At 75.3% G+C, this 10,873-nt stretch carries 9 protein-coding genes; 6 read left to right on the plus strand and 3 right to left on the minus strand.

All coding sequences use genetic code 11. The annotated features are described in order from the left end of the window. Window positions 1–142: 142 nt before the first annotated feature. Window positions 143–1,591, minus strand: coding sequence for a S1C family serine protease (locus A3CO_RS32360; protein ID WP_018333016.1), 1,449 nt, complete (start codon window positions 1,589–1,591; stop codon window positions 143–145). Between the two features lie 225 nt (window positions 1,592–1,816). On the opposite strand from A3CO_RS32360, the gene A3CO_RS0114760 reads away from it, so the two are divergent. From A3CO_RS0114760 to A3CO_RS35900, 4 genes are all read left to right on the plus strand, one after another. After that, window positions 1,817–3,103, plus strand: coding sequence for a bifunctional glycosyltransferase family 2/GtrA family protein (locus A3CO_RS0114760; protein WP_084681928.1), 1,287 nt, complete (start codon window positions 1,817–1,819; stop codon window positions 3,101–3,103). 87 nt (window positions 3,104–3,190) lie between these two features. After that, the gene (locus A3CO_RS0114770; RefSeq protein ID WP_018333019.1) at window positions 3,191–5,275 is read left to right on the plus strand and encodes a glycosyltransferase family 39 protein; all 2,085 of its coding nucleotides are present in this window, start codon (window positions 3,191–3,193) and stop codon (window positions 5,273–5,275) included. A 134-nt stretch (window positions 5,276–5,409) separates the two neighbouring features. Continuing rightward, a complete protein-coding gene (locus A3CO_RS0114775) occupies window positions 5,410–5,886 on the plus strand; it encodes a hypothetical protein (RefSeq protein ID WP_018333020.1) in 477 nt (158 codons plus the stop codon). A 225-nt stretch (window positions 5,887–6,111) separates the two neighbouring features. Beyond that, window positions 6,112–6,768, plus strand: coding sequence for a phosphatase PAP2 family protein (locus tag A3CO_RS35900; protein ID WP_157647583.1), 657 nt, complete (start codon window positions 6,112–6,114; stop codon window positions 6,766–6,768). An 88-nt stretch (window positions 6,769–6,856) separates the two neighbouring features. On the opposite strand, the gene A3CO_RS32370 is transcribed toward A3CO_RS35900, so the two are convergent. Further along, a complete protein-coding gene (locus tag A3CO_RS32370) occupies window positions 6,857–7,600 on the minus strand; it encodes a methyltransferase domain-containing protein (protein ID WP_018333022.1) in 744 nt (247 codons plus the stop codon). Continuing rightward, window positions 7,597–9,084 (minus strand): WS/DGAT/MGAT family O-acyltransferase, encoded by a 1,488-nt coding sequence (locus tag A3CO_RS32375; RefSeq protein ID WP_018333023.1) that lies wholly within the window; start codon window positions 9,082–9,084, stop codon window positions 7,597–7,599. The genes A3CO_RS32370 and A3CO_RS32375 overlap by 4 nt, the downstream gene beginning before the upstream one ends. A gap of 254 nt (window positions 9,085–9,338) precedes the next feature. On the opposite strand from A3CO_RS32375, the gene A3CO_RS0114795 reads away from it, so the two are divergent. Next, window positions 9,339–9,929: a hypothetical protein gene (locus A3CO_RS0114795; RefSeq protein ID WP_018333024.1), complete on the plus strand. Its 591-nt coding sequence runs from the start codon at window positions 9,339–9,341 to the stop codon at window positions 9,927–9,929. Window positions 9,930–9,966: 37 nt separating this feature from the next. Further along, window positions 9,967–10,848 (plus strand): acyl-CoA thioesterase, encoded by an 882-nt coding sequence (locus A3CO_RS0114800; RefSeq protein ID WP_018333025.1) that lies wholly within the window; start codon window positions 9,967–9,969, stop codon window positions 10,846–10,848. Window positions 10,849–10,873: the final 25 nt, after the last annotated feature.

The raw sequence follows: 10,873 nt of genomic DNA on the forward strand, positions 1-10,873 counted from the left end.
ACCCTGCGCCGGTCCGCCGGCCGGGACGTCCGCCCCGGGATGGAGGCGGGGTGGAGACGCGGGGGAGAGGGTGGAGACGCCGGACGGGCCGCCCGTCACCGTGGTCGGCGACGGACGGCCCGTCCGGGGACGTGCGGTCGGGTCAGCTCGAGGGCGCGCGCTCCGAGCCGAGCGTGACCTGGACCTGCCGGGGCGCGGCGGTGCCGGACTGCACGGTCAGCGTGACCTGGGCGCCCGGGTTCTGGGCCCGCACGGCGGCGACGAGGGCGTCCCCGTCGTCGATGACCCGGTCGTTCAGCTTCGTCACGACGTCGCCCTGCGCGATGCCGGCCGCGGCCGCTGCACCGCCCGGGGTGACGGCGCCGATGGTGGCGCCGTTGCTCGTCGCCCCCTGCTGGCCGGTGCCGACCTGGACGCCCATGACGGCCTGGGTGGCGAAGCCCTGCGACGCGAGCTGGTCGCCGATGCGCTTGGCCTGGTCGATCGGGATGGCGAACCCGAGGCCGATCGAGCCGCTCTGCTGCTGGCCGCCCGAGCCCGACGAGCCGCCGAGCGTCGCGATCGAGGACGTGATGCCGACGACGCGGCCCTGCATGTCGACCAGCGCGCCACCGGAGTTGCCGGGGTTGATGGCGGCGTCGGTCTGGATCGCGTCGGTGACGGTCGACTGGTTCGAGCCCTCCCCGCCGGCCACCACCGGGCGGTTCAGCGCGGAGACGATGCCGCTGGTGACGGTGCCGGAGAGGCCGAGCGGCGACCCGACGGCGACGACTCCCTGCCCGACCTGCAACGACGACGAGCTCCCGATCTCGACGGGCGTCAACCCGGAGACACCGACGGCCCGCACCACCGCGAGGTCGGCGCTGGAGTCGGTGCCCACCACCTGGACCTGCGCGGTCTGCCCGTTCTGGAACACCGCCTGCAGCTGCGGCGCGGACTGCTGCTGCTGGCCGCCGCCGAACAGGCCGCCCAGCCCGCCCGACGACTGCTGCGCCTGCCCCGCCTCGAGCACGTGGGCGTTGGTGAGGATGAGCCCGTCGGCGGAGATGACGATCCCGGAGCCCTCGCCCGAGGCGCCGCGCAGCTGCACGACGCTCGGCAGCACCTTCTGCGCCACGGCCTCGACGGAGCCCGCCGCGGCCGGCGCGGCCGTCGACGAGGAGTCCGAGCTCCCGGAGAGCACCGAGGTGCTCGAGCTCGAACCCGCCGACGCGGCCTCGTACCCGACCGCGCCCCCGACGCCGCCCGCGACGAGGAGCGCGGCCAGCGCCGCGGCCGCGAGGAGCAGGGGGCTGCGCCGACGACGGCCGCCACCGCCCCCGTTGCCGCCCCCGCCGGTCGGCCACTGGTCGGTGGGCGGCGGCGGGCCCGCGGGGGTCCCCGACGACGGACCGGGCTGCCAGTGGTGGCCCGTCGGCTGGTTCCACGCCCCGGAGGGCTGGTCGCTGCGCGGCATCGTGGCGGTGCCGCCCTGGGTGTCGTCGTAGCGCACGCCGCCGGTGGGAGTGGACCCGTCACGCGGGACAGGGCCGGCGGCGTGGGCGGGTTCGCCGGACTGCGGGGTCCTGGCGAACGGGTCCTGGTCGGTCATGGAAGCGAGGGTTCCCCCATCGGCTGTGCAGTTACTGTGGAGGAGTCTGCAAAGTTCCTGAGAGACGCAGATCACCCGGTTGCGAACCGGACAGGCCCGGACACAGCCCCCGCACAGCTTCCCGCCAGCCCGTGGACATCGCGGCTGACGACGCTGATCGTCATGCACAGGGCGGTCACAGGCGAGGCCCACCGATCGTCCACGTCCGACTCCGACGGTGAGGACATGACCGCACCCGCTCCCATGGCCGAGCCCCGCTCCGCGGCGACTCCCGAAGCTCCCCAGGCCGTGCCCCGACCGGCCGTCGAGACCGCCGCGGGCGCCCCGGTGCTCGACGTCGTCGTCCCCGTCTACAACGAGGAGCGCGACCTCGGCCCGTGCGTCGAGCGCCTGCACGCCCACCTCGCGACGGCGTTCCCGTACCCGTTCCGCATCACCGTCGCGGACAACGCCTCGACCGACGGCACGCTCGTCGTCGCCCGCGAGCTCGCCGCGCGGTACGACGAGGTCGCCGTCGTCCACCTCGACGAGAAGGGCCGGGGCCGGGCGCTGCGGGCGGTGTGGTCGGCGTCCGACGCGCCGGTGCTCGCCTACATGGACGTCGACCTGTCGACGGACCTGAACGCGCTGCTCCCGCTGGTCGCGCCGCTGATCTCCGGGCACTCCGACCTGGCGATCGGCTCCCGGCTCTCGCGCACCTCCCGGGTGGTCCGCGGCGCGAAGCGCGAAATCATCTCCCGCTGCTACAACGTGATCCTGCGCGGCACGCTGCGGGCCCGCTTCTCGGACGCGCAGTGCGGGTTCAAGGCGATCCGGCGCGACGTCGCGCAGCGGCTGCTGCCGCTGGTCGAGGACACCGGCTGGTTCTTCGACACCGAGCTGCTCGTGCTGGCCGAGCGCTCCGGGCTGCGCATCCACGAGGTGCCGGTGGACTGGGTCGACGACCCGGACTCCCGCGTCGACGTCGTCGCCACCGCGGTCGCCGACCTGCGGGGCGTCGCCCGCGTCGGGAAGGCCCTGGCCACCGGCGCCCTCCCCGTCGCGCAGCTGCGGCAGGAGTTCGGCCGTGGACCCGTCGGCGAGGCGGACGAGACGGCCGGCGTCGCGCCGGGCATGACCGCGCAGATCGTGCGCTTCGCCGCCATCGGCATCGTCTCGACGGCCGCGTTCCTGCTGCTCTACTCGCTGTTCCGCACGGCCATGCCCGCCCAGGTGTCCAACCTGCTGGCGCTCGTGATCACCGCGGTCGGCAACACCGCCGCCAACCGCCGCCTCACGTTCGGCATCCGCGGCCGTCGGCACGCGGGCCGCAGCCAGGTCGAGGGCCTCGTCGTCTTCGGGCTCGGGCTGGTCCTGACGTCGGGCTCGCTCGCCCTGCTCGACGTCGTCGCGCCCGGGGCCTCGCACCCCGTCGAGCTGCTCACGCTCGTCGTCGCGAACCTCGTCGCGACCCTGCTGCGCTTCGTCGCCTACCGCGCGTGGGTGTTCAACCCGCGTCGTCAGACCGCCTGACCCCGGGGTGGCAGCGCGTCGTCGCCGTCATCCCGTGGCCGCACCACCACATCGTCGATCCGGCTCGCCAGGAGCATCCACCGCATCATGAGCACCGTCGCCGACGCCCCCGCGTCGACCGCCACCGCGGAACCACCCGTCGTCGGGAAGGCCGGGACCGACCCGCGCTGGGTCCGGCCGACCTTCTGGGTCCTGCTCGCCGCCACCGCGGTGACCTACCTGTGGAACCTCGGTGCCTCGGGCTACGCCAACTCCTTCTACGCCGCGGCCGTGCAGGCCGGGACGCAGTCGTGGAAGGCGTGGCTGTTCGGGGCGCTCGACGCCCCGGGCCTCATCACCGTCGACAAGCCCCCGGCCTCGATGTGGGTGATGGCGCTCTCCGGCCGGATCGTCGGGTTCTCGTCGTGGTCGATGCTGGTGCCGCAGGCGCTCATGGGCGTGGCGGCGGTCGCGCTCGTGTACGCGACGTGCCGACGCTGGTCGGGGCCCCGGACGGCGCTCGCGGCGGCGGCGCTGCTGGCGTTCATGCCCGTCGCCGCGCTGATGTTCAAGTTCAACAACCCCGACGCGATGCTCGTGCTCTGCATGGTCGCCGCGGCGTACGTGACGGTGCGGGCGGTCGACGCCGCCGGCACGCGGGCCGGCACCTGGTGGCTGGTCGCGGCCGGGGCACTCGTCGGGCTCGGCTTCCTGACGAAGCAGCTGCAGGTCATGCTCGCTGTCCCCGGTCTGGCCCTCGTGTACGCGGTCGTCGCGCCGACCACGGTGCGTCGACGGATCACCGACCTGCTGGCGGCCGGCGTCGCGATCGTCGTCTCCGCCGGCTGGTACGTCGCGCTCGTCGACCTGTGGCCGGCGTCCGACCGGCCCTACATCGGTGGGTCCACCGACAACTCGCTGCTCGAGCTCGCGGTGGGCTACAACGGCCTCGGGCGCATCCTCGGCTCGGACCGCGGCGGCCGCCCCGGCGGCGGGTTCCCGCGTGGTGGCGTGCCCGGTGGTGCACCGGCCGGCCTGCCCGGCGGGACGCCGCCCGGCGGTGGGTTCGGCCCCGGCGGCGGGGGCTTCGGCGGGTCACCGAGCCCCTGGCGGCTGCTGACCGCGGAGTTCTCCGGCAACGCCTCGTGGCTGCTCCCGGCGGGGATCGTCCTGCTGGTCGCCGGGCTGTGGTTCACGCGCCGCGCACCGCGGACCGACCGGACCCGCGGTCTGCTGCTCCTCGGCGGCGGGTGGCTGCTCGTCCACACCATCGTGTTCTCGGCGATGAGCGGGACCATCCACCCCTACTACACGCTCGCCCTGGCACCCGGCGTGGCGATCACCGCGGCCGCCGGGGCGTCGATCCTGTGGCGGGCCCGGGCCTCGGTCGTCGCTCGGATCGTGCTCGCCGTCGTCGTGCTCGGCACCGCCGCGTGGAGCGCCGTCGTCCTGACGCAGGCCGGGTCCCTGGCCTGGCTGCGCTGGGTCGCCGTCGTCGCCGGGGTGCTCGCCGCGGTCGGGCTGCTCCTGCCGCGCCTGACCACCCGCCGGCTCGGGGCCGTCGTCGTCGCCGTGCTGGCCCTGGTCGGGACGGTCGGCGCGTCCACCGCGTTCGCCGCCGTCACCGCGGTGACGCCGCACCAGGGGCCGATCGTCTCCGCGGGCGCGAACGGGACCGGGTTCCCGGGAGGCGGGATGCGTCGGCCCGGCGACCGGGCGGGCGCCGCGCGCGGTGGTTTCGAGGGGGAGCAGGCGTCGCCGCAGCTGGTCGCGCTGCTACGGGGCGCGGGTACGCGCTGGGCGGCCGCGACGACCGGCGCGATGAGCCAGGCGCCGCTCCAGCTCGCCGCCGGCGTCCCGGTGATGGCCCTCGGGGGGTTCAGCGGCGGCGACCCGGCCCCGACCCTCGCCCAGTTCCAGGAGTACGTCGCCACCGGTCAGGTCCGCTACTACCTCGAGGGCGGGGGCCCCGGCGGATTCGGTGGTCCCGGCGGGCCCGGCCCGACGACGGGTCGGCCCGGCGCGGGCGCGACCCCCGGCACCGCGACGGGCGCCACGGGAACGACGGACCGCGGTGGCGAGCGCGCCGGTCGCGGCACCACCGGCGAGATCGCCACGTGGGTCGACGCCCACTTCACGAAGACCGACGTCGGCGGGAGGACCGTCTACGACCTGAGCCGTCCGCTCGCCTGAGGACGAGCGGTGCGAGCCGACGCGACGGTGCCCCGCCCCCCGGGACGCCGTCGCGTCGGCGTGCGCGGAGCGCGACCCGATACCCACAGCCGGTACTCAGGTCGTATCCAGGGAGACGGCGCAGCATCGGGCGCATGAGGTTCTCGTTGCGCTCCGGTCGGCACGGTGTCCCCCGCCCGCGGACGCCCGAGCCCGTCGTCCGGGAACCCCATCCGAGCGCTCCGCTCCCGATCGCACCGGCGAGCGACGACCGCCTGGTCGACGACGCCCCGGCGACCGTCGAGGTGGTCGCGTCCCGCTCGACGGCGCGGCTGCTCGGCGAGGTCACGCCGCCCACCTGGCGGGTGGTGGCCACCGACCGGCCGTCCCACCACCCGTGCGTCGACTTCGTCGTGCTGGTCGAGCCGGACCCGGCCGTGGTCGAGGACGTCATCGCCCGGCAGCCGGGTGCGGAGGTGGTGGTCCTGCTGGCCCGGCACGCCCCCACCGAGCGGCTGGTGGCGATGCTCGACGCCGGCGTGTCGATCTGCCTGCGCGAGAGCCCGGCCCGCCTCGTCGCCGGGCACATGGTGGCCCGCCGGCGCCGGGGGCGGGCGCCCGTCCGGTTCTGAGCGCGACCCGACCGGACCATGTCAGCGGCAGCGGGTGCCCGTGGAGTACCTCGCTGCCACTGACTTCCGCCCGCAGCCCTGGGACCTCGCCGACCTCGTCGCGGGCGACGTCGACGCCACGACCCGGGACGGCGCGGACAAACGTGATCGTTCTCGGGCACACGGCCCGCGCCTGGCGGTAGCCCTCTCACGTCATCCTCAGGTCCGGTGGGGACCCTGGGGACCATGACCACCTTCGCGACGCGACCCACCGTCCCGCTGCACCCGGTCGTCCGGCGCGACGGGGGGTGGGCCGCGCGCGTGGTCGGCGGACTGGTGCTCGCGGTCCTCGGCGCGCTGGTCACGGCGGGGAGCTGGCTGCTGCTGGTCCGGTCCGGTTCGGGCCGGCGTCTCGACCACACGCTGATGGGCGCGGTCGAGCACCTCTTCGCCGGGGTGCGCTCCGAGGTGGTGGGCGTGCTCCAGCTGGTCAGCGTCGCGTCGGTCGGGCTCGCGCTCCTCGTGATCGCCGTGATCGGCCTGTCCCGACGACGGGTCGGTGCCGTCGGGGCCGCGATCGCGCTGGTCCTCGTGAGCCAGGCGATCACGCAGGGGCTCAAGGCCGTGCTGCCTGCCGAGGGGGCGACCGAGAACTCGCTGCCCAGCGGACACGTCACGGTGATCAGCGCGCTGGTGATCGCGACCCTGCTCGTGCTGCCCGCGGCCCTTCGGTGGGTGGCGGGCGCGGTGGGCCTCGTCGTGATCGCCGGCGCCTCGGTCGCGGTGATGGCGGCCGGGTGGCACCGGCCGGGAGACGTGCTCGCGGCCTACGGGGTCATCGCGGCCGTCGTCGGGGGCCTGCTCGTGCTCGACGGGGTGCGCCGGGCCGTCGCTCGGCGCTGAGCGCTCCCCTCGACCCCGTGGCAGCGAAGCGTCGTTGCTGTCGCCCAGTGACAGCAACGACGCTTCCCTGTCACCGGGGGAGAAGGCCTCAGACCGGCGCGCTCGCGTCGACGACGCGGATGCCGCCGAGCGAGCGCTCGGAGACGTCCGACCACCCGAGGTCGCGCAGCGCGCCCGAGAGCTCGCCGGGGCCGAAGAGCCGCGCCTGGCCCCAGCGGGCGAACACCTCGCTGAACGGCCGCAGCGGTCCCGGCGCGTGGGCGGGCACCGCGAACGCCGCCGCGCCCGCCGGGCGCAGCACCCGGGTGATCCCGGCGAGCGTCGTCATGAGGTCGGGCACCAGGTGCAGGCACAGCGAGCACGACACCGCGTCGACGGTCGCGTCGCGGAACGGCAGGACCATCGCGTCGACGCGGGCGAAGTCCACCTGCGCGAACGCGGTGGAGCGGGCGGCGCGCGCGAGCATCGACTCCGAGAGGTCCGCGCCGATCACCAGGCCGTCCCGGCCGACCGCGCGCGCGAGCCGGCGGGTCAGGGTCCCGGGCCCGCAGGCGAGGTCGAGCACCGTCTCCCCGCCGACGAGGCCGAGCCGGTCGTCGACCCGGTAGAAGGCCCGCAGGTTGCCCCCGCCGACCAGGCCCGGCACGTAGGCCTCGACGCGGTCACCGACGGCCAGCAGTCCGTCGTAGCCGCTCGCCCCGGACGCGCTCTCCCACGCGTCCTGGATGCGCCCCCGCGACCCCGGCCGACCCTGCACGAGATCGAGCCAGGGACCGGTCGTGTCCGCGGGTCGCTCGGCGAGCAGGGCCAGCAGCCGGTCCCGCGCGGTCACGACGGTGCCGGGCCGTGCAGGGCGTGGAACTCCTCGACGATCAGGTCGACCAGGCGGCCGAGGTCCGGCACGAGCCGGGCGCACGACACCAGTCCGATGTCGACCGACCCGTCGTAGCTCTGCACCGTGATGTTCAGGCCCTGCCCGTCGGCGACCGCGCTCACCGGGTAGTAGTGCCGAGCCCGCGCTCCGGCCATGTAGAGCGGCTCCTGCGGGCCGGGCACGTTCGAGATGATGACGTTGAACGGCACCAGGCCACGGGCCGCCGTCCGCGTGGTCACGCGGCTGATCAGCGTGGTGAGCGCCGGGACGCCGAGGCTCGCGCCCTCGGGGGCGAGCGAGCCCGGCGTCGCGCGGAACAACGCCTTCGCGGTCTGCAGCGCCTGGTGCGCGGCGGACAGGCGTTCGAGGGGGTCCGCGATGTCCGTCGGGAGCGAGGCCACCGTCGCCGACACCCGGTTGGTCCACATGTCCGGCTCCTCGCCGGTGCGCAGCGAGACCGGGATCATCGCCGAGAGGGGGGCCGTGGGCAGGGCGTCGCGCTCGAGCAGGTAGGTGCGCAGCGCGCCCGCGCAGGCGGCGACGACGACGTCGTTGACCGTCGCGTCGTGGTCCTTCCCGGCCGCCTTGACCTCGTCGAGCGGCACCGAGCGCCGCGCGAACCGGCGGTAGCGGCTGATGGGGGCGTTGAACACCGTCGCCGGAGCGGGCGTGGCCGGGAGGCGGGGCGACTCCGCGTCGGACTCCCGCGCGCGGCCGAGGTTGAGCACCGCGCCGAGCTGCCCGCGCAGGCTGTGGCGGATCCGGTCGGCGAGGTCGATGACGGCGGGGTGGCGGGTCGCGGCGGCGACCTGCTGCCCGGCCTGCGCGGCGAGCAGCAGCGCCCGTCCCGGCCGCTGCACGCCGTGCCACACCGCCCGGCCGAGCAGCCCCGGGTACGACGGCGGGTCCTCCGGGGTCCAGCGCCCGGCGTCGGCGGGGCGCTCCGCGTCCGGCACGTCGTCGAGCATCAGGGTGAGCAGCTCGGCGCCCGAGGCCCCGTCGACGGCCGAGTGGTGGACCATCGTCAGCAGCGCGAACCGGCCGTGCGGGGACTCCTCGGTCGCGGCGAGGCCCTCGATCACGTGCGAGACCCACAGCGGGTGGTCGCGGTCCATCGGGCCCGCGATGAGGCGCCCGACGAGCTCGTCGAGCTGCTCGTCGGTGCCGGGCGGCGGCACCGCGGAGTGCCGGACGTGGAAGTCCAGGTCGAAGTCGGGGTCGGAGATCCAGTAGGGGTGGTCCAGGCCCAGCGGCACCTCGACCAGGCGTCGGCGCAGCGGCTCGAGCAGGTGCAGCCGGTCGGCGAGCTGCCGGCGCCACGCCGTGAACGGCTCGTAGTCCGGGTCCGGCTTGTCGAACACCACGAGCTGGCTGACGTGGGTGAACTGGTGGTCGTCCTCGGCGGCGAGGAACACCGCGTCCAGACCCGACAACTGCTGCACGCGTCTCCTCCCACCGGCGGTGTCCGGCAGGAGTGTGGTCGGCGCCGGGGACGAAGGCCAGTCGACCGGCGCGCGGTCACCGAGAGCGAGATGCGCTCACGTTGCGTATCACCGGGACGGCCGCTCAAGAAATCCGACGGTCACCCGTAACGGTGGTGGGCCGGGCGCGTTAGGTGCTGTGAGTGGTCACGCCGCCGTGTGTCGGGGGACAGCGGCGGACCCGGAGACGATCCGCTCCCGGAGAGGAACCCCCCATGGCCCGCGCCCGCCACGCCATGCGTGTGCACCCGCTGCGTTCCAAGGGCGTCGTCGTCGGCGTGCCCGTGGCGGCCGCGGTCGCGTTCGGCGCGCACTCGGTGCTGGGTGTCACGCCCCTCTCGGAGTCGCAGGACGCCCCCGTCGCGACGAGCGCCGCCCCGTCCGCGGCGCCGGTCCAGGCCTACGGCCTGTCGACCCCGCCGCCCACCACGCTCGACCTGCTCTCCGCGCCCGCGGCGCACCCGGCCGCACCCGGAGCGGGCACCTCGGCGGCCTCGGCGTCCTCGGCCGGCCGGAGCACCACGACGCCGATCGTCGCGAACCGGGCCGCCGGCCCGACGCAGGTCGTCCCGATCGCCGCGCCGGCGCCCGCGGCCGCCCCGGCCCCGTCGATGATGACCTTCTCCGGTGGCGGCGCGCCGCAGCAGGCGGAGCCTGCCGCCCCGCAGCCCGCGCCCCAGCAGGAGGCCGCGCCGCAGCAGCAGGCGGCGGCGTCCGACGGCGGGTCGCAGCAGTCCTCGGGCGGGTCGGCGCTCGGCCTCGACCTCGGCGTCGCGAAGGTCTCGGTGCTCTCGTTCGGGCAATGATCGACCCGGGGATCGGCCTCCGGAAGGATGCCAGTCCATGAGCAAGGCCCTCGACGAACTCGTCGGTGACGTCCTCGACCTCGAGGACATCGAGCGCGACATCTTCCGCGGCCGCAGTCCGCAGGAGTCGCTGCTGCGTGTCTTCGGCGGCCAGGTCGCCGCCCAGGCCATGGTGGCCGCCGGGCGCACGGTCGACGACGACCGCGTCGTGCACTCCCTGCACGGCTACTTCCTGCGCCCCGGCGACCCGTTCGCCCCGATCGTCTACGAGGTCGACCGGGCCCGCGACGGGCGGTCCTTCACGACCCGACGCGTCACCGCCGTGCAGCACGGCGAGACGATCTTCACGATGTCGGCGTCGTTCCAGCGCCCGGAGGAGGGCGTGGAGCACCAGGCGCCGATGCCGGAGACGCGTGGCCCCGAGGGGCTCGCCCGCCGCGACATGCCGCCGGTCCCGGTCGACCGCCCCGCCTTCACGACGACGGGGAAGGCGCTCACCTGGCCCCTCGACGTGCGCTACGTCGACCACGCGCCGTGGGACGACACCGTCGACCGGCCGCCCCGCAACCGCGTGTGGATCCGGGCCGACGGTGAGCTGCCCGACCCCGACGCTCCGGGCGGCCGGTTGCTCCACGTCTGCGTCCTGACCTATGCCAGCGACCTCACGTTGCTCGAGGCCGCGGTGTTCCCGCACGTCCGAGGCGGTGCGGGGGCCCGGGACGTCAGCCTCGCGAGCCTCGACCACGCCGTCTGGTTCCACCGCCCGTTCCGCGCCGACGACTGGCTGCTCTACGTCCAGGAGTCGCCCAACGCGGGTGGCGGCCGCGGCCTCGCGTCCGGCCGGCTCTACCGCGAGGACGGCACCCTGGTCGCGAGCGTCGTGCAGGAGGGCCTCATCCGGCGTCGCCGGCCCGAGTAGCACCGTCCCGGTGCAAGCAATGCGT

The sequence above is a fragment of the Actinomycetospora chiangmaiensis DSM 45062 genome (genome assembly GCF_000379625.1).
Taxonomy (GTDB): Bacteria; Actinomycetota; Actinomycetes; order Mycobacteriales; family Pseudonocardiaceae; genus Actinomycetospora; species Actinomycetospora chiangmaiensis.

Excerpts from the sequence above, each read along its gene's own strand:
- A3CO_RS32360 (WP_018333016.1), bottom strand. The coding sequence starts at position 1,591 with ATGACCGACCAGGACCCGTTCGCCAGGACCCCGCAGTCCGGCGAACCC.
- A3CO_RS0114760 (WP_084681928.1), top strand. The coding sequence starts at position 1,817 with ATGACCGCACCCGCTCCCATGGCCGAGCCCCGCTCCGCGGCGACTCCC.
- A3CO_RS0114770 (WP_018333019.1), top strand. The coding sequence starts at position 3,191 with ATGAGCACCGTCGCCGACGCCCCCGCGTCGACCGCCACCGCGGAACCA.
- A3CO_RS0114775 (WP_018333020.1), top strand. The coding sequence starts at position 5,410 with ATGAGGTTCTCGTTGCGCTCCGGTCGGCACGGTGTCCCCCGCCCGCGG.
- A3CO_RS35900 (WP_157647583.1), top strand. The coding sequence starts at position 6,112 with ATGACCACCTTCGCGACGCGACCCACCGTCCCGCTGCACCCGGTCGTC.
- A3CO_RS0114795 (WP_018333024.1), top strand. The coding sequence starts at position 9,339 with ATGGCCCGCGCCCGCCACGCCATGCGTGTGCACCCGCTGCGTTCCAAG.
- A3CO_RS0114800 (WP_018333025.1), top strand. The coding sequence starts at position 9,967 with ATGAGCAAGGCCCTCGACGAACTCGTCGGTGACGTCCTCGACCTCGAG.